The organism is Pseudomonas fluorescens (assembly GCF_018614655.1).
GTDB classification, from domain to species: Bacteria; Pseudomonadota; Gammaproteobacteria; order Pseudomonadales; family Pseudomonadaceae; genus Aquipseudomonas; species Aquipseudomonas fluorescens_BX.
This window is the reverse complement of record NZ_JAGGOG010000014.1, coordinates 374031-396814: the sequence shown is the minus strand read 5'-3', so window position 1 is coordinate 396814 and position 22784 is coordinate 374031. Positions and strand designations below refer to the sequence as shown.

At 59.0% G+C, this 22784-nt stretch carries 23 protein-coding genes and 1 tRNA gene; 16 read left to right on the top strand and 8 right to left on the bottom strand.

Annotated elements, in window-relative coordinates; genetic code table 11:
- Positions 1-101 precede the first annotated feature (101 nt).
- The 9 genes from J7E41_RS15720 to J7E41_RS15680 all read left to right on the top strand — a co-directional run bounded on the left by J7E41_RS15720 (position 102) and on the right by J7E41_RS15680 (position 7753).
- Positions 102-1541, top strand: a complete 1440-nt coding sequence (locus tag J7E41_RS15720; RefSeq protein WP_155583132.1) for a PLP-dependent aminotransferase family protein — start codon at positions 102-104, stop codon at positions 1539-1541.
- 104 nt (positions 1542-1645) lie between these two features.
- On the top strand, positions 1646-2134 hold the full coding sequence (locus J7E41_RS15715; RefSeq protein ID WP_214994168.1) for a translation initiation factor 2: 489 nt from the start codon (positions 1646-1648) through the stop codon (positions 2132-2134).
- A gap of 162 nt (positions 2135-2296) precedes the next feature.
- Positions 2297-2551 (top strand): YkgJ family cysteine cluster protein, encoded by a 255-nt coding sequence (locus J7E41_RS15710; protein ID WP_214994166.1) that lies wholly within the window; start codon positions 2297-2299, stop codon positions 2549-2551.
- A gap of 41 nt (positions 2552-2592) precedes the next feature.
- Positions 2593-3198: an START domain-containing protein gene (locus J7E41_RS15705; protein WP_214994165.1), complete on the top strand. Its 606-nt coding sequence runs from the start codon at positions 2593-2595 to the stop codon at positions 3196-3198.
- 162 nt (positions 3199-3360) lie between these two features.
- Positions 3361-3597: a hypothetical protein gene (locus J7E41_RS15700; RefSeq protein WP_251029509.1), complete on the top strand. Its 237-nt coding sequence runs from the start codon at positions 3361-3363 to the stop codon at positions 3595-3597.
- Positions 3598-3810: 213 nt separating this feature from the next.
- Positions 3811-4152: a ribonuclease E inhibitor RraB gene (locus J7E41_RS15695; RefSeq protein ID WP_155583128.1), complete on the top strand. Its 342-nt coding sequence runs from the start codon at positions 3811-3813 to the stop codon at positions 4150-4152.
- 436 nt (positions 4153-4588) lie between these two features.
- Positions 4589-5998, top strand: a complete 1410-nt coding sequence (locus J7E41_RS15690; RefSeq protein WP_214994163.1) for a circularly permuted type 2 ATP-grasp protein — start codon at positions 4589-4591, stop codon at positions 5996-5998.
- Between the two features lie 4 nt (positions 5999-6002).
- Complete coding sequence (locus J7E41_RS15685; protein WP_214994162.1) at positions 6003-6953, top strand: alpha-E domain-containing protein; 951 nt, start codon at positions 6003-6005, stop codon at positions 6951-6953.
- On the top strand, positions 6950-7753 hold the full coding sequence (locus J7E41_RS15680) for a transglutaminase family protein (RefSeq protein ID WP_214994161.1): 804 nt from the start codon (positions 6950-6952) through the stop codon (positions 7751-7753). The genes J7E41_RS15685 and J7E41_RS15680 overlap by 4 nt, the downstream gene beginning before the upstream one ends.
- Positions 7754-7956: 203 nt before the next feature.
- On the opposite strand, the gene J7E41_RS15675 is transcribed toward J7E41_RS15680, so the two are convergent.
- Entirely contained in the window at positions 7957-8760 is an 804-nt protein-coding gene (locus J7E41_RS15675) for a c-type cytochrome (RefSeq protein WP_251029508.1), read from the bottom strand.
- Between the two features lie 718 nt (positions 8761-9478).
- On the opposite strand from J7E41_RS15675, the gene J7E41_RS15670 reads away from it, so the two are divergent.
- The 3 genes from J7E41_RS15670 (at position 9479) to J7E41_RS15660 (ending at position 13661) form a co-directional block, all read left to right on the top strand.
- Positions 9479-10684 carry an acetyl-CoA C-acetyltransferase gene (locus J7E41_RS15670; protein ID WP_214994157.1) on the top strand — a complete coding sequence of 402 codons (1206 nt, stop codon included), beginning with the start codon at positions 9479-9481 and terminating at the stop codon, positions 10682-10684.
- Positions 10685-10700: 16 nt separating this feature from the next.
- The gene (locus J7E41_RS15665) at positions 10701-12845 is read left to right on the top strand and encodes a 3-hydroxyacyl-CoA dehydrogenase NAD-binding domain-containing protein (RefSeq protein ID WP_214994154.1); all 2145 of its coding nucleotides are present in this window, start codon (positions 10701-10703) and stop codon (positions 12843-12845) included.
- 93 nt (positions 12846-12938) lie between these two features.
- Positions 12939-13661 carry an amidotransferase gene (locus tag J7E41_RS15660; protein ID WP_214994152.1) on the top strand — a complete coding sequence of 241 codons (723 nt, stop codon included), beginning with the start codon at positions 12939-12941 and terminating at the stop codon, positions 13659-13661.
- A gap of 21 nt (positions 13662-13682) precedes the next feature.
- Here the strand turns inward: J7E41_RS15660 and J7E41_RS15655 are convergent, their stop codons facing one another.
- From J7E41_RS15655 to J7E41_RS15645, 3 genes are all read right to left on the bottom strand, one after another.
- Positions 13683-14654, bottom strand: a complete 972-nt coding sequence (locus tag J7E41_RS15655) for a magnesium and cobalt transport protein CorA (RefSeq protein ID WP_214994150.1) — start codon at positions 14652-14654, stop codon at positions 13683-13685.
- A 65-nt stretch (positions 14655-14719) separates the two neighbouring features.
- Positions 14720-15475, bottom strand: a complete 756-nt coding sequence (locus J7E41_RS15650; RefSeq protein WP_214994148.1) for a 1-acylglycerol-3-phosphate O-acyltransferase — start codon at positions 15473-15475, stop codon at positions 14720-14722.
- 215 nt (positions 15476-15690) lie between these two features.
- Entirely contained in the window at positions 15691-16380 is a 690-nt protein-coding gene (locus tag J7E41_RS15645) for a crotonase/enoyl-CoA hydratase family protein (protein WP_214994146.1), read from the bottom strand.
- Positions 16381-16713: 333 nt separating this feature from the next.
- On the opposite strand from J7E41_RS15645, the gene J7E41_RS15640 reads away from it, so the two are divergent.
- Positions 16714-16803, top strand: a tRNA-Ser gene (locus tag J7E41_RS15640).
- 254 nt (positions 16804-17057) lie between these two features.
- Here J7E41_RS15640 and J7E41_RS15635 read toward each other — a convergent pair.
- Both J7E41_RS15635 and J7E41_RS15630 read right to left on the bottom strand, forming a co-directional pair.
- Positions 17058-17636 carry a DUF4337 domain-containing protein gene (locus J7E41_RS15635; RefSeq protein ID WP_214994144.1) on the bottom strand — a complete coding sequence of 193 codons (579 nt, stop codon included), beginning with the start codon at positions 17634-17636 and terminating at the stop codon, positions 17058-17060.
- Between the two features lie 54 nt (positions 17637-17690).
- A complete protein-coding gene (locus J7E41_RS15630) occupies positions 17691-18575 on the bottom strand; it encodes a LysR family transcriptional regulator (RefSeq protein WP_214994142.1) in 885 nt (294 codons plus the stop codon).
- 94 nt (positions 18576-18669) lie between these two features.
- Here J7E41_RS15630 and J7E41_RS15625 point away from each other — a divergent pair, with 94 nt between their 5' ends.
- Positions 18670-19656: an NAD(P)H-binding protein gene (locus tag J7E41_RS15625; RefSeq protein ID WP_214994139.1), complete on the top strand. Its 987-nt coding sequence runs from the start codon at positions 18670-18672 to the stop codon at positions 19654-19656.
- Here the strand turns inward: J7E41_RS15625 and J7E41_RS15620 are convergent.
- A complete protein-coding gene (locus tag J7E41_RS15620) occupies positions 19625-19999 on the bottom strand; it encodes a DUF2784 domain-containing protein (protein WP_214994137.1) in 375 nt (124 codons plus the stop codon). The genes J7E41_RS15625 and J7E41_RS15620 overlap by 32 nt on opposite strands.
- Positions 20000-20116: 117 nt before the next feature.
- Between J7E41_RS15620 and J7E41_RS15615 the strand changes: the two genes are divergently transcribed.
- A complete protein-coding gene (locus J7E41_RS15615) occupies positions 20117-20806 on the top strand; it encodes an HAD-IA family hydrolase (RefSeq protein ID WP_214994136.1) in 690 nt (229 codons plus the stop codon).
- A gap of 177 nt (positions 20807-20983) precedes the next feature.
- Here the strand turns inward: J7E41_RS15615 and J7E41_RS15610 are convergent, their stop codons facing one another.
- Positions 20984-21730, bottom strand: a complete 747-nt coding sequence (locus J7E41_RS15610) for a 3-oxoacyl-ACP reductase family protein (RefSeq protein ID WP_214994135.1) — start codon at positions 21728-21730, stop codon at positions 20984-20986.
- Positions 21731-21857: 127 nt separating this feature from the next.
- Between J7E41_RS15610 and J7E41_RS15605 the strand changes: the two genes are divergently transcribed.
- Entirely contained in the window at positions 21858-22781 is a 924-nt protein-coding gene (locus J7E41_RS15605; RefSeq protein WP_214994134.1) for a LysR family transcriptional regulator, read from the top strand.
- Positions 22782-22784 lie beyond the last annotated feature (3 nt).

Below are 22784 nucleotides of genomic sequence, written 5' to 3'. Positions count from 1 at the left end.
GCCCGTGCTCGACTATTGTGGCAACTGTCCCCGTACACTTCTAAACTGTGCCGGTATGTTTCACACAAAAATAAAATACCCGTGAAATCGAGTGCTGCGTCATGACCAACCTTTTGCTCTATCAACGTATCGCTCAGCAACTGGCTGAGGATATCCGACGCGGTGTCTATCAGCCGGGCGAGCGCGTGCCGTCGGTGCGCAAGATGAGCTCACAGCTCAACGTCAGCCACGCCACGGTGTTGCAGGCCTACGCGAACCTGGAAGACCAGGGCTTGATTCGCGCACGGCCGCAGTCCGGGTACTACGTGCACCAGACCCCGGCCCTGACCGCGCCAACGCCAGACATCGCCCGGGTCGAGCGTCCAGGGTTGGTTACCCGCAGCAGCATCATTCAACAAGTATTGGTGGAGTCGCGCCGTGAAGGCGTGTTCCCGTTGGGCGCTGCGGTGCCCAGTGTCGACTATCTGCCGGTACGGGCATTGCACCAGCAACTGGCCAAGGTCACGCGCTTTCAGAGCCCTCGGGCTTTCAGCTACATGTTCAGCCCTGGTTTCGAACCGCTGCGCCGCCAAGTGGCGATCCGCATGCGCGATGCCGGCGTGGTGGTCGACCCCAGCGAAGTGGTGATCACACACGGCTGTGTCGACGCCTTGCAGATGTCTTTACGGGTACTGACGCGGCCCGGAGACCTGATCGCGGCCGAGTCGCCTACGTATTACGGTTTGCTGCAACTGGCTGACCTGCTGGGCCTCAAGGTCATCGAGATTCCCAGTGACCCGGCCACCGGCATGAGCCTGGAAGCCCTGCAACTGGCGGCCAACCAATGGTCGATCAAGGCGTTGGTACTGACCACGCGCTTGAGTAACCCCCTGGGCGGTACCATGCCCGAGGAACGGCAAAAACAGTTGCTGCGCCTGGCGTCGGACTTCGATATCCAGATTGTCGAAGACGATATCTACGGCGAACTGATGTTCGAACTGGGCCGCACCAAGGCCCTGAAAGCCTATGACCGCCTGGATCGGGTGATCTATTGCTCGAGCTTCTCCAAGACCCTGTCTCCGGGCATCCGCATTGGCTGGATGATCGCGGGCAAGTACCAGCAGGAAATCCAGCGCCTGCAAATGTTCAGCACCCATTCGGCCTGCAGCGTGACCCAGATGGGTACGGCGGCGTACCTGGAAAACGGCGGTTATGACCGGCATTTGCGCTATATCCGTCAGGAGTACCGCAAGAACCTCAGTGCCTTCCAGTTAGCGGTGCAGCAATATTTCCCTGAAGGCACCCAGATGACCCGGCCGACCGGCGGCTTCATCTTGTGGGTCAGTTTGCCGGGGCGGGTCAATACCCAGGAACTGCACGTGCGTGCGTTGCAGCAGGGCATCAGCATTGCGCCAGGGCTGATCTTCAGTAATACGGAACAGTTCAACCACTGTATTCGGCTTAACTGCGGCACCCCATGGAATCGCGAAGCCGAGCGGGCGTTGATGACCCTGGGCATGCTGGCCAGCCAGTTGTGTCAGGAAACGGCGGCAGGTTTTTGAACGGGGTAACGGGGACTCAAACATTCGTGGATTGATCAGCACGCTTGTCATGCCGGGCTCAACAAGCGAGCATATGGCCCTCTGCCGTTAATGCTGTTGGCGATATGACATCTACTTATCCTGCCGCGTTGTTGATTTGCCTGTTAGGCCTGTGCAACGCCGGCGTGGTGTCGGCGGCTCCAGCGAGTGAGCGAGCCGCTGCGGTCAGCACTGAACACAAGGCGCCGGTGACGAAAAAAACCACCCCGGCTCCCAAAAAACCGGTTGCCAGGAAAGCCGTCCCCGCGAAAAAACGTGCGCCTGTCGCCAGCAAGTCCAAATCGGCCCATGAAGTGGCCCGGACCAAATTGCCGCCGGCGCAGTTGGACTTGAGCCTGCCGTCGGACATGGTCAGGCACTTGCAGCCCCTCGGCACCATGCCGAAGCCGAAGAATGTGCCTTTGTTACCACCGATGTTCGAGGAAAAGCCCGCTGACAATAGCGCCTTCCAGATCAATGGACGCTTGCTCAGCAATGAGATGAAGCTGCAACTGCGTAACGAAGAACGGCGCGAAGTAGAAGGTGCAGCGCTGGATTTCGAGTTCAAGCAATAAACCCTGCCTGTAAACGTGACGTGGACAGCTGACCTTCTGTCGCAGACTGGTCAGTCACATTGGTTTTGCGCGAAAAACCCCTGTTAAGCCAATTTAAAACAGACGTTTAAGGGCGTACTCTAGCCTGGCCATTAATACTTAGTCGTCGAGGATCTGCTCGTCATGAAATGCCGTGAAGGCTGTGGTGCATGCTGCATTGCCCCCTCCATCAGTTCACCGCTACCCGGTATGCCCCAAGGCAAACCGGCGGGCGAACGCTGCCTGCATCTGTCGGTCGAACAGCTGTGCCAACTGTTCGGGTTGCCGGAACGGCCAGCGGTCTGCAGTGCGTTTGAGGCGGACATAGAGGTGTGTGGCAACAGCCAGGAAGAAGCGATCAGGTTGATCGGCTGGTGGGAGCAGATGACGGCGGCTTAGTGGGCTTTACTGTCGGAACTTCAACAATAAGGAATAAAACAATGGGTTCGCTGAAACGAATGGCTGTGTTGTGCGGTTTTACGGTTTTGTTTGCCGCCACGGCGCAGGCTGAAGACTGGCAAACGGCCAAGGATGAAGACGGCATCAAAGTGTCTTTGAGTGAAGTCGCCGGTTCCAAATACAAGGCGTATCGCGGTGTGACCGTGATCAAGGCGCCGCTGGCCAAGATTCAGGCCTTGCAGGAAGACGTGGCGGGCGCCTGCTCCTGGATCCACGAATGCAAGTCGCAAAAACTGCTCAAGCAGGAAGGTGACAAGAGCTGGACCTATACCCAGTTCAAGGCGCCGTTCCCGGTGTCGGATCGTGACTCGATCCTGGAAATCACCACCACCAAGGCGGCAGACGGCAGCGTGACCCGCAAGTTGTTGGAAGTGCCGACCTACCAGCCGGAAGTGAAGGACTATGTACGTGTTGCCCAGGTCGAAGGTTTCTGGAAACTGGTGCCTAAAGGCGCTGACCTGACCGAAGTGACCTACCAGGTGCACACCGAGCCAGGCGGCAGCGTGCCGTCATGGTTGGCCAACAAGTTCGTCGTAGATGCGCCGTTCAATACCTTGAAAGCGCTCAAAGAGCGCGCCGAGAAGTAAGCACCCTGTAGCCGCTGACGAGGCACGAGGCTGCGATGGGGCGCTCCTGCGGACCGCATCGCAGCCTCGTATCTCGGCAGCGGCTACAGTTTGAACGATTGTCAGTGCCCCAAGGTCCAGATATCTGTAAGCCCATCCATGGGTTCTATCGAGGAGGCACTGATGCAAACGTGGAACATCACCTTCGTTGACGATCACGGCGTCCAGTCTGTGGAGCAGTTCACCTGCACCGAAAAACCCAGTCTCGAAGACGCTGCCCAACTGATCCGCGCCAAGCTGCTGCCCGTGGCGGCCGAGCTGGACCTTAACGACCTGGATGGCCGCACCGATGAGCCAACGGTCAAGAGCCTGAAAACCCAGAACAGCATCCAAATCCTCAGCATTACCCCCGTCGCCTGAACATTCCCTGTCTGCCATTCAACCGCCTCTGGTGGAGGTGATAGCTTCGCGCTACTCTGCAAGGGAGATCAGCGAATGAATCGCTAAGGTCTGGTCTTGTCAGCTACATGCTTGTTTTCCTGCGGTGATGTCATTACCGGTTTACCTGTGCCGTTCGAGCACGGGGTTTGGGAAGCACGGAAAGTCTATCCATCAGTTTGAGGAGGACGTTTCATGAGCACAGCCTATCAAGAAGACATCAGCACCAACGTGTTGCGCCGCATGAAAGAGGGCGGCTTTGACTTCTCACGTTTCCACCCCATCGAGTTCTACGCCATTTTCCCGGATGAAGCCCGGGCGCGCAGGGCTGCGGGTCGATTTCGTGGGGAATCCCTCAATGCCCAGGTGAGCGTGCGGGACGACGGTGCCTGGTACCTGGAACTGAGCAAAGTAATGTTCGCCACCTACGACGGCATAGGAGACTTTGAGCAAGACTTTGAGGCGGTGGTCGAGCCTCTGGGCGGCATCATCGAGGGATGGGGCGTGAAGCAGGAGGTGCGTGGGTTACCCATGTAGCGTGAAGAACACCACAGCGTATCGGCTGACCCTTGGGTCGGCCGATTTTGTTTGTGCTGTCGCAAATATCCTGCACAAAAAAAGGCCACCCGAGCGGGGTGGCCAAAAGGGAAGACCGGACATGAAGGGGAACCGGTCGGTACACGAGGTACCAAGTTACCGGGGGTGCAATAGGTGATGCTGTAGGACGTGTCCTGTTCAGCTGATGAGGGCGATTATCCTCAGGGTTTGGCGGGCAGTGAAATCAACTCTGGCTATGCTGTTGATAGTCAAAGCCTGCGTCGCAATGAGGCGTGGGGCGAGACGCTTGGCATTTGCTGCACCGGGACGGTGCGGCTGGCCGTTCGGCTATATCCAACCGATTGATACTTAAGTGTTTATGCCGCTGGCACGGGCCTTGCGATGGTTCTTGCGTCCGGGTGACAAGGAGTACGGCATGATCCGCACTTATTATGATGAGATGTACGACGGGGCAGGGCGGGTTCGCCCCCATTACCGTGAGTTCGCCCGCTGGTTGGCCGAGACGCCTGCCGAGTTGCTGGCCCAGCGTCGGCGCGAAGCCGATCTGCTGTTCCACCGCGCCGGTATCACGTTCACGTTGTACGGGGACGAGCAAGGCACCGAACGGCTGATTCCCTTCGACACCATTCCCCGCAGCATTCCAGCCAGCGAGTGGCGAATTGTCGAGCGCGGCTGCATTCAGCGGGTCAAGGCGCTGAACATGTTCCTCGCCGACCTGTACCACGAACAACGGATCATCAAGGCCGGGATTATTCCCGCCGAACAGGTGCTGGCCAACGAGCAGTACCAACTGGCCATGCAGGGCCTGGATTTACATCGCGATATCTATTCCCACATCTCCGGCGTCGACCTCGTACGGGATGGCGACGGCACTTACTACGTCCTCGAAGACAACCTGCGCACTCCCAGCGGCGTCAGCTACATGCTGGAAGACCGCAAAATGATGATGCGCCTGTTCCCCGAGCTGTTCGCCGCCCAGCGCATTGCGCCGATTGATCACTATCCCAACTTGCTGCTCGACACCTTGAAAAGCTCCAGCCCGCTGGATAACCCCAGCGTGGTGGTATTGACCCCCGGACGCTTCAACAGCGCGTTCTTCGAGCATGCATTCCTGGCCCGGGAAATGGGCGTGGAGTTGGTGGAAGGTGCCGATCTGTTTGTAAGGGATGACCGCGTCTTCATGCGCACCACCGACGGTCCGAAAGCAGTCGATGTGATTTACCGCCGCCTCGACGACACCTTCCTCGACCCGCTGGCCTTCAACCCGGATTCCATGCTCGGCGTGCCGGGCCTGTTGGCGGCGTATCGTTCGGGCAATGTGGTGCTGGCCAATGCGATTGGCACCGGGGTGGCGGATGACAAGTCGGTGTATCCCTTCGTCACCGAGATGATCCGTTTCTACCTGGATGAAGAGCCAATACTGAAGAACGTCCCGACCTTCCAGTGTCGCAAGGCTGACGAATTGTCTTACGTGCTGGCTAACCTGTCGGAATTGGTGGTCAAGGAAACCCAAGGCTCCGGCGGCTACGGAATGCTGGTCGGTCCAGCCGCCAGTGCGGCGGAAATTGAAGCGTTCCGCGCGCGAATCAAGGCCAAGCCGCATGCCTATATTGCCCAGCCGACGCTGTGTTTATCCACCTGTCCGACCTTTGTCGAAAACGGCATTGCCCCGCGCCATATCGACCTGCGGCCGTTCGTGCTCTCAGGCAAGGAAACCCGCGTGGTGCCTGGTGGCCTGACCCGAGTGGCGCTGCGGGAAGGTTCGCTGGTGGTCAACTCGTCCCAGGGCGGCGGTACCAAAGACACCTGGGTGGTTGAGGATTAAAGCTATGTTGAGTCGAACTGCCTCGGACTTGTACTGGATGTCGCGTTACCTGGAGCGAGCGGAAAACCTCGCGCGGATGCTCGATGTCAGTTATTCCCTGTCGTTGATGCCCCAGGACGGGCGCGGCGATGGCCTGCATGAACTGGCCATGCCGCTGCTGATCACCGGCACCCTTGATGACTACCACGAGCGTCACGGTGAGTTGCACGCCGAACGGTTGCTGCATTTTTTTGCCCTAGATGCGGCCAACCCGGCGAGCATCTACAGCTGCCTCGGTGCTGCCCGTGCCAGTGCCCATGCGGTACGTGGGCGAATAACCGCCGACATGTGGGAAAACATCAACGCCACCTGGCTGGAAATTCGCGGCATTGCCCAGCAGGGCCTGAGCCGCTACGGCATGAGCCGATTTTGCGAGTGGGTCAAGGAGCGCTCCCACCTGTTCCGCGGCGCCACCTACGGCACCATCATGCGCAATGACGCCTTTCGTTTTATTCGCCTGGGTACGTTTATCGAGCGGGCTGATAACACCCTGCGCCTGTTGGATGCCCGCTACGAAATGGCCGGTGACCAGGCCGAGGCTGTCACTGATGGCACGGCCCATGCGTATTACCAGTGGAGTGCATTGTTGCGGGCCTTGTCTTCGTTCGAGGCCTACACCGAGATCTACCGCGATGCTCCCGGCGCACGACAAGTGGCCGAACTGTTGCTGTTGCGGGCCGATGTCCCGCGTTCACTGCGGGCCTGCAGCGAAGAGATCGACCAGATTCTCGCCAGCCTGCCCGGCGTCAACGGCCGCCCGGCCCAACGCCTGGCCGCCGAGATGGACGCGCGCCTGCGCTTTACCGCCATTGACGAAATCCTCGAGGAAGGCCTGCACGCCTGGCTGACCGACTTCATCCCGCTGGTTCGCCAGTTGGGTAACGCTATTCACAGTTCCTACCTGGAGGCGGCATGAGACTCTCCATCAGCCACGAAACCACCTACCACTACGAAGACCAAGTACGTGCCAGCATCCAGTACCTGCGCCTGACGCCTCACGACAGCGAGCGCCAGCACGTCCTGAGCTGGCAACTGGACTTGCCCCGGCCCGTGCGGGCGCAGTTGGACCCGTTCGGCAATATCTTGCATGTGTTGACCATGGACGAACCTCACGAAGCGATCATCATCGGTGCCCGCGGCCAGGTGGACATCGATGAGTTGCGCGAGGCCGAGCATGAGAGCCAATCGGCATTCCCATTTCTACGTTGCACGCGCTTGACCGAACCCGATGAGGCCCTGCGCAGTTTTGCCGAAAAACAGTGCCATCAGCGCCGGGACCGCAGTGCGCTGATCGACCTGATGCATGCGCTCAACCAGTACATGACCTATTCACCGGGAGCTACTGAAGTTGACACCTGCGCCGCCCAGGCATTCGCCGGTCGCGCCGGAGTCTGCCAGGACCATACTCACGCCTTTTTGGCGTGCGCTCGCAGCCTGGGAATTCCGGCGCGGTATGTGTCGGGGTATTTGTACACTGAAGACAGCGAACACCTGGCCAGCCATGCCTGGGCCGAAGCCTGGTTGGATGACGCCTGGTACAGCTTTGATGTGACCAATCAGCTTGCCCGGCCCGAGCGGCATTTGAAATTGGCCGTCGGGCTGGATTACCTGGATGCATGTCCGGTGCGCGGGATGCGCCGTGGAGGAGGGCATGAGCAGATGCATGCCAAGGTGTTTGTGGCGCCGACGCCGGTGATTTCGGTGCAGCAGCAATAAGGCTTCTGGTGCCTGATATTACGTAGCAGTTGTCGAGCGCCAGCGAGGCTACGTAAAGCCACACCACAAACAGAAAGCCGAACCCCCGACACTTCCAAAGTCAGAAGGAGTGGCGTCGCCCCCTACGCAGCCTCGCGGGAGCTCGGCAGCTGCTACGCGGTGACCCAGTTGGGTTATTTGTCCTGTGGGGTTCAAGGCGGTATCTAGGGCTGTTTTCTGTCTGCCATGTGCTTCAAATATCCCACCAGTAAATCCAGCTCACTGTCCGGCAACACACTGGCAGCAAACGCCGGCATCTTCGCCTGGGGCCAGCGTCTCAGGCTCTGGGGATCACGGATGTAGCGCTTGAGGAAATCGCCGCTGAAATATTCCGTGGGGCTGTAGGGGATATTCAAATCCGGCCCCACTTGCGCATCGCCTGCGCCATTCAAGCGGTGACACGCCATGCAGTTTTTCTGGAACAGCGCAAACCCCTGGTTGATCGGGTCATCGGCTGCCAGCTTCGGATCCGGCAACAGTGCTGGAAAACGCTCGGCTACGGTCTTCAACTGCTTGATTGCAGAAATCTGAAACGGCCACTGCTCCGGGCTGATATGGCCCACCTGCGGGTCAGTCCAGACCAGATAAAACGGCCCCGCACTGGGTTTGTCATCCCCCAGCTTCGGCCAAGGACGGGCCGGATCTTCCACCGCCAGCCAGGCTTGGGCACCGGTTTTTTCCAGCAACGGGCCTACGCTCAACTCTGCGGCAAAGCCGTCCAGGGCCACCGCCTGCAGATGGTTTTGCGGCTTGAGGCCTGGCAGCAACACTGCCAAAGGAACGGCGCGATAAGTCATCTGGCGCTTGTAGGAAACGTCATCGACGATCTGCACTGTTCGCACATCCGGGTGTTTGAGCAGGTCAGCGGTTTGCCACGTTTTACTGGCGTGATCCAGTTCAATGGTCAACTGCGCGGCAGAGGCCGGCAAGGTCAGCAGCAGGGTCAGGAAAGCGAGGGTGTATTTCAAGGGCGGGCCCATCTGTAGGGAGCGTCGACCTTGTATCCAAAGGCCGAAATCGTGGCTAACGATACCGCAAATCAACCAAAAACCGGCACGCAAAAAGGCAGCCCCTATAACGGGACAGCTGTACGCAATTTCCCGGTAGGAGCTGCCAAAGGCTGCGATCCTGGCGCTGCACTCGCGCCGCCTGTAGGGGTGGGGTCAGTCACCCAATGACCTTGGTCAGGTTGGGCAAAATTAGAATCAGGGTGGTGGCGAAGAGGATAAGTCCCGCTTGGCGTACTTTCGATTGTTTGAACATGGCTGACTGCCTTTTGTTGTTATTCCTGAGCGTCAAATGCGTGCCGTTGCATCTCACTATGACGGTGCTACATGAACCTTTTCTTACAGTTGCTCCAGCAAGACCCGGCAGCAACCTCATACAGTTCCTACAAAGTCAACCTTAGAGCCCTTGTCGTTCGTGGCTTAGATCCATTTCATATCAGCTAAGATCAAAAACCTTTAAAAAAAGCATGAGGCCTATCGCCATCTTGGCGGCAGCCCTAGGGCTAGACAGCTAAAACGATTAATCAGCCATTTCCAGTAGCCTCCTACCGTTCGTCTGAGCGTGACCGTCAAGGTCAATGAGCGCTTCGGTCATTGAATCCGCCGCCCCTGCGCTTAAGGTAAGAGCACGGTCGGCTCTCACCTTGAGAGCTTCATTGCACAGTGGTTCGAGGACGTCATGACCCAAGCTTTGATCTTTGATGCGATACGCACGCCCCGGGGTAAAGGCAAGGCTGATGGCGCCTTGCACAGCGTCAAACCGGTGAACCTGGTGGCGGGGTTGCTGACGGCGCTGCAACAGCGCACCGGCCTCGACACCCGGCAAGTGGATGACATCGTCCTCGGCTGCGTCACCCCGGTCGGTGATCAGGGCGCAGATATCGCCAAGACTGCCGCGCTGGTGGCCGACTGGGACATCAGCGTCGCCGGTGTGCAGATCAACCGGTTCTGCGCCTCAGGCCTGGAAGCGGTCAATCTGGGGGCAATGAAAGTACGCTCCGGGTTCGAGGACCTGGTGGTGGTCGGCGGGGTCGAATCCATGTCCCGGGTGCCCATGGGCAGCGACGGTGGCGCCTGGGTGCTGGACCCGCAAACCAATATGCACAGCCATTTCACGCCCCAAGGGATCGGTGCCGACCTGATCGCCACGCTGGAGGGTTTTACCCGCCACGACGTCGATAGCTTTGCCTTGCACTCCCAGCAGAAAGCGGCGAGGGCACGGTCAGACGGTTCCTTCAACAAGTCGCTGGTGGCGGTGCGCGACCAGAATGGCATCGTGCTGCTGGATCACGACGAGTTCATCCGTGGCGACTCCACACTCGAAGGCCTCGGCAAGCTCAAGCCCAGTTTTGAAATGATGGGGCAGATGGGCTTCGACGCCACGGCGTTACGGGTCTACAGCCATGTCGAGCGCATCAACCATGTGCACACGCCGGGCAACAGCTCCGGGATCGTCGACGGTGCCGCGCTGATGCTGATCGGTTCCTCCGCCTGCGGTCGCGAGTTGGGCCTGCAACCCCGGGCGCGGATTGTCGCCACGGCGGTCACCAGCACCGACCCGACCATCATGCTCACCGGCCCGGCGCCGGCCACCCGCAAAGCCCTGGCCAAAGCCGGCCTGCGGGTTGAAGACATCGACCTGTTCGAAGTCAACGAAGCCTTTGCCTCGGTGGTGCTCAAGTTCATCAAGGACATGGGCATTGATGCCGCCCGGGTCAATGTCAATGGTGGCTCCATTGCCATGGGCCATCCCTTGGGCGCGACAGGGTGCGCGATCCTCGGCACTCTGCTCGACGAGCTGGAGGTGCGCCAGCAGCGCTATGGCCTGGCCACGCTGTGTGTCGGCGGTGGCATGGGTATCGCCACTATTATCGAACGCCTCTGAGCCTAAGGAATTTGTCATGACCGATGCCATTCGTTACGAAAAAGGCCAGGACCAAATTGTGGTGCTGACCATCGACATGCCGGGCCAGAGCGCCAACACCATGAACGGTGTTTATCGCGACGCCATGGCGGCCACCGTCACCCGCCTGCAAGCGGAGAAAGAGTCGATTGCCGGGGTGATCATCACCTCGGCGAAGAAAACCTTCTTTGCCGGTGGCGACCTCAATGAACTGATCAAGGTCGACAAGCCTCACGCCAAAGAATTTTATGACAGCGTGCTGGTGTTGAAAGCCCAACTGCGCGCCCTGGAAACCCTTGGTAAACCGGTGGTGGCTGCGATAAACGGTACGGCCCTGGGCGGAGGTTGGGAAATTTGCCTGGCCTGTCAGCACCGAGTGGCCCTGGACCACAAGTCGGTGCAGATCGGCTTGCCGGAAGTCACCCTGGGTCTGCTGCCGGGCGGTGGTGGGGTGGTGCGGATGGTGCGCATGCTCGGTCTGGAAAAGGCGTTGCCCTACTTGCTGGAAGGAAAAAAGGTTACGCCGCAACAGGCGCTGCAAGCCGGGTTGATCGATGAGTTGGCCGCGGATCGGGATGAACTGCTGGCCAAGTCCAAAGCCTGGATCCTGGCCAACCCCGGCGCGAAACAACGTTGGGACAGCAGCGGTTACCAGATTCCTGGCGGCACACCCTCGAACCCGAAAGTGGCGCCGATGCTCGCCATTGCGCCGTCGATTTTGCGCAGCAAAACCAATGGCTGTTTCCCGGCCCCGGAGAAAATCCTCTGCGCCGCCGTAGAAGGTGCCCAGGTGGACTTCGACACGGCGCACCTGATCGAAACCCGATACTTCACCGAACTGGTCACCGGCCAGGTGGCGAAAAACATGATTGGCACCTTCTGGTTCCAGCTCAATGAAATCAATGCGGGCCGTTCGCGACCTCAAGGCTTTGCACCCTACGTGACCCGCAAGGTCGGCGTGCTCGGCGCCGGGATGATGGGCGCGGGGATTGCCTACGTCAGCGCCTGCGCCGGAATCGAGGTCGTGCTCAAGGACATCAGCCTGGCGGCGGCCGAGAAGGGCAAGGCTCACTCGGCAGCGCTGCTGGACAAGAAGGTCAGCCGTGGGCAATTGACCGCTGATCAACGGGAAAGCACCTTGGCGCGGATTCATCCGACCGAGTCTGATGCTGACTTGGCCGGTTGCGACCTGATCATTGAGGCTGTGTTTGAGGACCGTGAGCTCAAGGCCAAGGTCTGCGCGGCCGCACAACGTGTCGTGGGCGCCGACGCGTTGATTGCCTCCAACACCTCGACCTTGCCCATCAGCGGTCTGGCCACGGCAGTGCCCGACCCGAGCAAGTTCATCGGCCTGCATTTCTTCAGCCCGGTGGAAAAAATGCCCTTGGTGGAAATCATCAAGGGCGCTCGAACCAGCGACGAAACCCTGGCCCGAGGTTTCGATTTCGTCCTGCAAATCAAGAAAACGCCGATCGTGGTCAATGACAGTCGCGGCTTCTTCACTTCGCGGGTATTCGGCACGTTTACCAACGAAGGCATCGCCATGCTCGGCGAAGGCGTAGCGGCGCCGATGATCGAGACTGAAGCGCGCAAGGCCGGCATGCCTATTGGCCCGCTGGCGGTTTCCGACGAAGTGTCTCTCAGCTTGATGAACCATATCCGTCAGCAAACAGCCAAGGATCTGCAGGCCGAGGATAAACCGCTGCCTCAGCATCCGGCGTTTGTGGTGATCGACTTGTTGCTCAATGAGTACAAGCGGCCAGGCAAGGCGGCCGGTGGTGGTTTCTACGATTACCCGGTTGGCGCGCAGAAACATCTGTGGCCGGAGCTGAAAACCCGTTTTGAAAAGTCGGGCCAGCAGATCTCGTCACAGGATGTGCGCGATCGCTTGCTGTTTATCCAGGCGATTGAAACCGTGCGCTGCGTGGAGGAGGGCGTGCTGATGTCCACCGCCGACGCCAACGTCGGCTCGATCTTTGGTATCGGCTTTGCGGCCTGGAGTGGTGGGGCGCTGCAATTTATCAATCAATATGGCTTGAACGACTTTATTGCCCGCGCCCGCTACTTGGCCGAGCAGTATGGTGAACGGTTCTCGCCACCGGCCTTGCTCCTGGAAAAAGCAGCGCAGGGCACGACTTTCTGACGGGTTTTGGCACACGCGGGGCTTGCCTTGCCGGGGTATTTCAAGGCAGGCTCTGGGTGTGCATTATTCCCATCACAGTGTCAGGTATTTTTTATGTCGCTACGCGTCTGCATCCTGGAAACCGATAACCTGCGTCCAGGCCTGGTCGATCAATATCAAGGTTACGGGCAGATGTTCAAGCGCCTGTTTTCCAAGCAGCCGATTGCCGCCGAATTCGTCGTCTGCAACGTGGTGCAGGGTGATTACCCGTCGGATGACGAAGTGTTTGACGCGTACCTGGTCACGGGCAGCAAAGCCGACTCCTTCGGTGCCGATCCCTGGATTCAGACCCTCAAGACTTACCTGTTGAACCGCTATGAGCGTGGTGACAAGTTGATCGGCGTCTGCTTCGGTCACCAGTTGCTGGCGCTGTTATTGGGCGGCAAGGCTGAGCGGGCCAGCCAGGGTTGGGGAATGGGCATCCACGACTACAAACTCAACGCCAAGGCCCCGTGGATGAGCCCGGTGGTGGAGGAGCTGACACTGTTGATCAGTCACCAGGATCAGGTGACCACCTTGCCGAACAACGCCACGGTGATCGCCTCCAGCGAGTTTTGCCCGTTTGCGGCGTACCACATCGAAGATCAAGTGCTGTGCTTCCAGGGCCACCCGGAATTTATCCACGACTACTCCCGGGAACTGCTGGAAATTCTTCAGACAACCCTGGGGGAAAAGGTCTACAGCAATGGCGTCGCAAGCCTGGCGCGAGACCACCACGGCGTCACCGTGGCGGAATGGATGATGCGCTTTGTCGCCCACAAACCGCAGGTCGCTTGATCAATCAACCGACGGGATGGGTTAAAGCCATCCCGATCGCTTGAAGCTGACCCACAAACCGCTGCATCCCACCGCGATAAACCCCAGCACCGCAAAATAGCCGTAATGCCATTGCAGCTCCGGCATGTTCTGGAAGTTCATCCCGTAGATCCCGGCCACCGCCGTCGGGAATGCGAGGATCGCCGCCCAGGCGGCAAACTTGCGCTGCACCACGCTTTGGCGCGAGGCCTCGAGCAATACGCCAATCTCGATGGTCTGGCTGGCGATGTCTCGCAAGGTGGTCAGGTCTTCCATTTGCCGCGTCACGTGGATCTGTACGTCACGGAAATACGGGCGCATGTTCTTGTCGATAAACGGGAAGCTCAGCTTCTGCAATTCCTGGCTGATCTCCACCATCGGTGCCACATAACGCTTCAGTCGCAGCACGTCGCGGCGCAGCCCGTGAAGGTTCTGGATGTCCCGTTCATTCAGGGAGTCGCACAGTACATTGCGCTCCAGTTCATCGATCTCGGCGTGAATGGCCTCGCTCACCGGCTGGTAGTTCTCGGTGACGAAATCCAGCAGCGCATAGAGTACGAAATCTTCCCCGTGTTCCAGTAATAGTGGCCGCGCCTCACAGCGTTGACGTACATAGCCGTAGGACGCCGAGTGGCCGTTGCGGGCCGTGATGATGTAGCCGTTGCCGGCGAAGATATGGGTTTCGATAAACACCAGCTTGCCGTTTTCGCGAACCGGTGAGTAGGTCACGATAAACAGCGCATCGCCGAAGGTTTCCAACTTGGGCCGGCTGTGTTTTTCCAGGGCGTCTTCGATGGCCAGTTCGTGCAGGTTGAACTGGCGTTGCAGATTGGCCAGCTCCTGGGCATTGGGCTCTTCCAGGCCGATCCAGACAAAGTGGCCAGGCTTGGCAGCCCAGGCGGCACCCTCGTCGAGGGTGATATCGGTAACTTTCTTTCCGGCGCTGTAGACGGCCGCCGCAACAACTCTACCCATAATGCTGATCGCTTCTTCTTGGATGGCAGGTGACAGGCAGCTTAGCCTGCCCTGCGCTATCAGAGTCAGCGAATTCGGTGGGGTTCACCGGCAATTTCAGGTGTGGCTTGCAGCTCCCGATCCATCGCCTCAATACAGTCGTGCATCTGTGCCCTGCAGGTCAGCATCAACTGAGGCATGTCATCCATGGTCAGGCCGGTCGTAGGAATCGGCGGCAACGAACGAATCAAGATATCGCCACTGTCCCAGGCGTTCAGTTTCATCTGCTTTACGTAGGTGCTGACACACACCGGAACAATCGGCACGCCCGCCGCAATTGCCATCTGGAACGCGCCTTTCTTGAACGGCAGCAGGGTTTCACCGAGGTTGCGCGTGCCTTCGGGGAATACCCAGATCGATGTGTCCTCGTGCTGCAAGGTGTGCGTGGTGGTCAGCATCGAGCGGCGTGCTTTTTGGGCATTACCCCGATCAATCAGCACATTACCCGCCAGCCAGAACAACTGCCCGAACAACGGTACCCATTTCAGGCTTTTCTTGCCGATGCACACGGTGCGGTAGGGCACCACGTTGCCGAACACGAACAGGTCATAGTTGGACTGATGATTGGCAATGATCACGCAACTGTTGGGCTTGTTCCGCAGCGAGTCGACCTGGGTCTTGACTCGCAAGCGCAAGATCCACATCGCCGGCAACGCATACAGTCGCGCGCACAGGCGGCTGTTGTCCGGATTGAATGGCCGGCAAAGCCCCAGCAATACGCCAAGCACACCCGCCACCATAAAGTGCAGGCTCATCAATAACATGCGGAACAAATAAAGCATCAACACGGACCATCGGGACAAAAGGTGGCGCAGTGTACGGATGTGCACTGTTTTCGGCAATTACCCCTATAGAGGTAGGAGATGGACGATGTTTGAGCGCATGTTTCAACATGCGTTGATAGCGCCGGTTTAGAGGGCTAGAGGATCTTGCTGAATGCGAGGTAAGAAAAAGCCCGACTCAAGGTCGGGCTTCGGCTACAGCTGATGTGGGCAACTTAACCCAAGTGTTCCTGATCCTGGATGATCGCGTTATCCAGCGCTTCCAGCAGCGCCTTACGCACTTTGAGCTTGGTGTGCTTGTGGGCGTTCATGTTGATCTTCTTCAACTGGCGCGCCGCTTCCAAAGCGGCAGCCTGCAGCTCCTCAGGCGCTACTACCTTGTCGAGGAACCCGGCACCCAAGGCACCTTGCGGGTCGAACATCTCGGCATTGATCACCGACCGATGAAACGCCGACTTGCGCAGACGATCCCGCGCCAACTCGATCCCGGCGTGGTGCATGGTCATGCCGATCATCACTTCATTCAGGCCGATGCTAAATGGCCCCTCGACACCAATCCGATAATCCGCCGACAACAACAGAAACGCGCCCTTAGCCACAGCATGCCCAGGGCAAGCGACGATCACCGGGAACGGGTGTGACAACAGGCGACGCGCCAGAGTCGACCCCGACGTCACCAGACTGACCGCCTCTTTAGGGCCGGCAGTCATCACCTTCAAATCGTAGCCACCCGACAAAATCCCGGGCTGGCCCGTGATGATCACCACCGCCCGATCCTGCACCGCCTGATCCAGCGCTTCATTAAAGGCACTGATCACCGCAGGTGAAATGGCATTGACCTTGCCATTGCTCAAGGTCAGGGTCGCGATACCGTCTTCGAGGTGGTAAGCAATCAACTCACTCATGACGCGATTCCTTGTAATACTTGTAATAGAAGTACAGGCAGCAGACGTTACCCACCGCGCCCGCCTTGGTAAAGCGCCATGACTGACTACCCAGTCAGACTTTTCCCTCATGCCCACCCGCCAGCGGCCTTAGGCAGGGCGCAGCACCCACTATAGACAAGCGCCGCTCGTGCCTGAGAATGGCCGAATCGCCACCCTGGGCACGGCAGCGGATGCGCCTGGAACGGGATAACCGTCTAACCGCATGAAAATTCTGAAAAAAACCTTTGCCATCGGAAAAGCTTTCGACTACATTAGCGCGCCTCGACAGACTGAATCAGTTTGACGAGATACGGTGAAGTGTCCGAGTGGCTTAAGGAGCACGCCTGGAAAGTGTGTATACAAGAAATTGTATCGAGAGTTCGAATCTCTCCTTCACCGCCAAATTTGAAACAACAAAACCCCTGAAAACGTTAACGTTTTCAGGGGTTTTGTGTTTTCAGGGGGCAAAAAAAGCCCATATGGGAACATCCATGGAAACACAGGCTCCTGGATTGCCTGCGTTCATACCCCGATTTACAGGGCTTCGTGCCGCGCTGTCCGCATTGACCGGTAGATTAGCGTTGCGGGTTGCCACGATAACTTGCCGTTGCTCTTTTGACTGTCGGAGGAGGCGAGGAGGGTCTCCAGCGCAAACGCTATAGATGCAACCAGGCCAAGCTACCCAACACCACGCTCACTCCTGCTGCGGTGTACGACAAGCGTTTCAACCACTCCTTTCTCGTCAACAGCGTAATTGCCGCCAACGATATCGCGATCTGAATTGCCGTCATCGCTTGGGCCCAGCGATGGTGTTGGTGCAATGCCTGTTCTGACTTTACATCCCATTCCCGCGAGGTGGCTTCGAGCTTTTCCGCCTGTTTGTGCACCTCTTCCTTCTGGCTTTTATAGCGCTGGATTTCGTCGTTGTAGTGCGCCGCGTCCACGCCGGGAATATGCGCCGCCAACTCCGCCAGGTTCTGGCGGCTGGATTTGGCCTGGTAGTAATTCCACTGGTTGGCAGCTTCGGTCTTGAAGATCGCAGCGTTGTTTTTGTCCATGGCCGCTTCGCTTTCGGTGGAGCCAGCCTGGTAGCTGAGCATGGCGCCTGCGGTGGCCATGAGGGCGGTCATGACGGCGATGCGGCCGGCGAAGCTGTCACCACGGGCGTGGGAATGTTCGGTGGCGTGTTCGATGTGTTTTTCGTGAGGGCTGGGGACCTCGAAAGCTTCGGACATGGCGGCGTCTACACAGAGTTTCAGAGGGTCTGATTCTTCACCAGTGAAGCTGTCTCAAGGCTGTACGTAACGCTGCAAACCCTCTACCAATGCATCAAAAGTCACCCGGCAGCGTGGGCTGTTGCGCAGGTCTTCGTGCATGGTCACCCAGGTCTCCAACTCCAGTGAAAAGACATCCGGCAGTACCCGTATCAATCGGGTGTCTGGCTGGGCCAGCGGCACCTGACACACGCCGATGCCGGCACCGGCGCGGATCAGCGCCAGTTGCGCCAGGTCGCTGTCGCAGCTCAAGGCGAAGTTGCTTCGATCAATGCCTTTCAAAGGAAGGCTGCGGATAAAGGCGTTTTCCTGGTCGTAGCCAATGATGGAGTGAGGGGCCAGTTCGCTCAGTTGGCGGGGCGTGCCGTGGTGTTGCAGATAGTCATCGTGGGCATGCAGGCCCAGTTCGATGTTGCCAATGCGTCGTGCCAGCAATTGTTCCTGGCTGGGTCGGACCATGCGTACGGCGATGTCGGCTTCCAGTTGCAGCAGGTCGAGCAGGCGGCTGGTCAGCACCAATTCGATTTTCAAGTGCCGATGCTGCCGGCGCAGGCGCGCAAGGATGGGCGGCAGGACTTCGACACCAATCACTTCACTGGCGGACACCCTGACCACGCCGCGCACTTCCGGGCCTCGGGAGGAGGCGACGCGCTCGAGGGCGGCGGCAGTGGTTTCCATGGTTTCGGCGTGGGTCCGTAGCGCCAGGGCAACTGCTGTGGGCAGCAGGCCGCTGGGCGAGCGGGTGAACAGGGCCACGCCCAGAGCCTTCTCCAGCGCAGCAATATGTCGGCCCACCGTGGGCTGTGTGATGCCAAGCCGCCGCGCGGCGCCCGAAAGCGATCCCTCCCGGAGTACGCCGAGGAACGACCGATAAAGTTCCCAACCGATATTTGATGCCATGCATAAATGTATAGCGCATGGATGGTCTTCGGCAATTCCTCTATAGCGCGTTGGCTAGGAGAATCGACTCATCCAAACGCTTCGGGAGACAAACATGAACAAGGTGCTGGTGTTGGGTGCGACGGGTGGCGTGGGTGGCGAGGTGGCGCGGCAGTTGCTCGCCGCAGGCTGGCAGGTACGTGCCTTGGCTCGTGATGTTGCCAAGGCCCGTGAGCAGAACGCCGATTTCACCTGGATCAAGGGCGATGCCTTGAATCGCCAGGAGGTGATCGCCGCCGCCAAGGGTTGCGCGGTGATTGTGCATGCGGTTAACCCGCCAGGTTATCGGCGCTGGGCGCAGTGGGTGCTGCCGATGCTCGATAACAGCATCGCTGCGGCCACCGCAGAAGGTGCGACGATTGTCTTTCCGGGGACGGTGTACAACTTCGGGCCTGAAGCGTTCCCGTTGGTGAGTGAGGATTCACCCCAGCAGCCGCGCACCCGCAAAGGTGCGATTCGGGTGGAGATGGAGCGTCGTTTGTTTGAGGCGTCCACAAAAGGTGCGCGGGTGTTGATCGTGCGCGCCGGGGATTTTTTCGGCGCCAAGGCGGGCAATAGTTGGTTTTCCCAGGGGCTGGTCAAGCCTGGCAAACCGGTCGTCACGATAAATTACCCAGGCGCGCCCGGCGTGGCGCATCAGTGGGCGTATCTGCCTGATGTGGCGCAGACGATGGTCGAGCTGCTGGAGCGTCGCGAACAGCTCGATGCGTTTGCCTGTTTTCATATGGCCGGCCATCTGGATACGGACGGTACGCAACTGAGTCGGGCGATCCAGCGAGTTGTCTTGCGTCGGACGGGAGCGGAGTCACGCATAAGGAGCTTTCCTTGGTGGCTGCTGAAAGCGGCGTCACCCTTTGTCGTCACCTTCCGCGAAATGCTGGAGATGCGCTATTTGTGGGAAATACCTTTGCGCATGGATAACACCCGGTTGGTTCAGGTGCTGGGTCGCGAGCCTCACACACCGCTGGATGAAGCACTGGAGGCGACATTGACCGGTATGGGCTGCTTGCCTACACCGCCCGCGCCCGTTTCCATTGCCTGATAATCCAGCCATACACCGTCAGGTTGATCAGCAGCACCAGAGCGCCCAGGCCAAACTGGATTTGCGGCGTCAGCCCGGCCGGATAAATCAGCGTCAGTACATAGTGTTCGATGAAGCCGCCGCCATAACCGTCCTGCCCGGCGAGGTGGCGCAGCAGGTTTTCCCAGCGGGTCAGCGGGCAGGGCAGGTGGAAGAACTCGACCGCTACACCCCAGACGGCGGCAGGCAGATGCAGCCAGATGGCCGGGCGCCATTTGAGGGCGAGCAGGCCACCGAACAGTACAAACAGGATAAAGGCCAGGTGAAACAGCACCAGGCTGTCGGCGGCGATGCGGTAGAGCATGTTGGGTTCGCTTCAAAAGGGCAGGCTGTCAGTCTAAGGGAGAATGGGTTGCTTGCAGGCAAGCCGGGCCGTTATTGTGCTGAATCCTTTTAGTCCTTCGCCCACGGATCTGTTCTGATGAATGCACCGCGTACTGCTGTCGGCCCGATCAAGGCCGTGATTTTTGATATGGACGGGTTGTTACTGGACACTGAAGGCATCTACACCGAAGTGACGCAGATCATCGCCGAACGTTATGGCCGTACCTACGATTGGGGTATCAAGCAGCACATCATCGGGCGTGGTGCCCAGGACCTGGCCGAATACGTGGTCAAGGCGTTGGACCTGCCCATCACACCGGCAGAGTTCCTGGTGATCCGCGAACCGCTGATGAGCGAGCGCTTCCCCAAGGCTCTGGGCATGCCCGGTGCCGAGGCGCTGGTGCGGCACTTGAAGGCGCACAATATTCCGATTGCCGTGGGCACCAGTTCATCGCGCAATTCCTTTGGTCACAAGACCACTTTGCACCGTGAGTGGTTTGGCTTGTTCGGCACCATCGTCACGGCGGATGACCCGGAAGTCGGCGCCGCCAAGCCTGCGCCGGACATCTTCCTCACCGCCGCTCGCCGCCTGGGCGTTGCGCCCGAGGATTGCCTGGTGTTCGAGGATTCGCCTTTTGGGGTCACCGCCGCCAAGGCCGCGCACATGACCGCCATCGCCGTACCGGATGAAGCCATGGCCGACAGCAAGTATCACCACGCCGACCAGATCATCCGCAAGCTGGCGGACTTTGATCTTGAGGCCTACGGCTTGCCGCCAATGCGTTGATTCAACTGAATGCACCGAATCAAAATGTGGGAGCGGCGGTGCGACGATTCGACTTGCTCGCGAAAGCGGTGTATCAGTGACAGATATATTGCCTGGCACACCGTCTTTGCGAGCAAGTCGAATCGTCGCACCGCCGCTCCCACATTTAGTTATGCAGTGTTCTTAAGGCCGTAGGTATCACGCACTAAACCCGCCATCAATCGACAAGCTTGCCCCGGTGATATAACCCGCTTCCGGACCCACCAGATACGCCACAAAACTGGCGATCTCTTCCACGTGGCCGTAACGCCCCACTGCCATAAACTCGATCAGGCTCTCGGCAAAATCGCCGCTTGCCGGGTTCATATCCGTGTCCACCGGCCCAGGCTGCACATTGTTGATGGTGATCCCGCGTGGCCCCAAATCTCGCGCCAGGCCTTTGGTCAAGCCCACCAGCGCCGACTTGCTCATGGCATACGGGCCGCCACCGGCAAACGGCATGCGTTCGGCGTTGGTGCTGCCGATATTGATGATGCGGCCGCCTTCACTCATATGTTTGGCGGCTTCCTGGGTGGCGACGAATACGCTGCGCACGTTGATTGCCAGGGTCCGGTCGAAGTCTTCCAGCTTGAAATCTTCCAGCGGGCCGACGGCCAGTACTCCGGCATTGTTCACCAGGATGTCCAGGCGTCCGAACGCTTCAACCGTGGCGCTGACGGCGCTGCGGATGGCGGCTGCGTCGGCGCTGTCGGCATGAATCGCCAGGGCTTTGCCGCCTGCGCTGATCACGCTGTTCTGCAGTTCCTCGGCCTTGGCGGCAGAACTGACGTAAGTGAAGGCAACGGCAGCGCCCTGGGCTGCAAGGCGTTTGACGATCGCGGCACCGATGCCACGGGAGCCACCCTGGATCAAGGCGACTTTGCCGCTGAGGTTTTGTGTGGTCATGTCGATCTCCAAAAATGTTCAAGGCAGGCTGCCTTGTTGTTGGAGCCGAGTATCGACCTCACTGGGCCACCCCGGTAGACCGTCATTGCTATAGTCTGTGTAAACCAAAAGTTTAGAGTGTGGCGGTATGGAAAGCTTTGGCAGTATCGAATGTTTCGTGCGTAGCGCTGAAGGCGGCAGCTTCGCCGAAGCGGCTCGGCACCTGAGCCTGACCCCGGCGGCGGTCGGCAAAAGTGTCGCCAAGCTGGAAGCGCGCCTGGGTGTACGGTTGTTCCAGCGCAGCACCCGACGCCTGACGCTGACCGAGGCCGGCAAGTTGTTTCTGGAGGAAGTCAGCGGCAGTCTTATTACCATCCAGAATGCCGTGGCCAATCTGGCCAGCGCCGAAGGTCGACCGGTGGGCACGTTGAAGGTCAGCATGGGCACGGTGTTTGGTAACCGATATGTGGTGCCGTTGCTGGGGGAGTTTTTGCAGCGCTTTCCCGACATCAGCCCGGATTGGCACTTCGACAATCGCCAGGTGGACTTGATCGGCCAGGGTTTTGATGCCGCCATTGGCGGTGGTTTCGAACTGCCCCAGGGCGTGGTCGCACGCAAACTCAGCCCAGCCCATCGAATCCTGGTGGCCTCGCCGGACTATCTGGCGCGACGCTTGCCAGTGCATGCCCCTGAGGATTTGGGACGTTGCAGTGGCATCCTGATCCGTTCGCCCCAGACCGGGCGAATCCGCTCCTGGCAACTGACCAACCGGTTGCGCGAACAGCAGCCGCTGGTGCTCAAGGCACGAATGACCATGAGCGACTCCGAAGCGGCGTGTCATGCCAGCGCCCAAGGCTTGGGCATCTCGCTGGTGAGCATGCCGATGGCGGTGCCGTTCCTCGACAGTGGCGAATTACAGCGGGTGCTGGCGGACTGGTACGTCGACGACGGCAACATCTCCCTGTACTACGCCGAACACAAACTGCTGCCCGGCAAGACCCGGGCGTTTATCGACTTCATCATCGAGCAGTTTGCCGAACAAGGGTTGGGGCAGCGGTTCAGTGCGATCTGATTA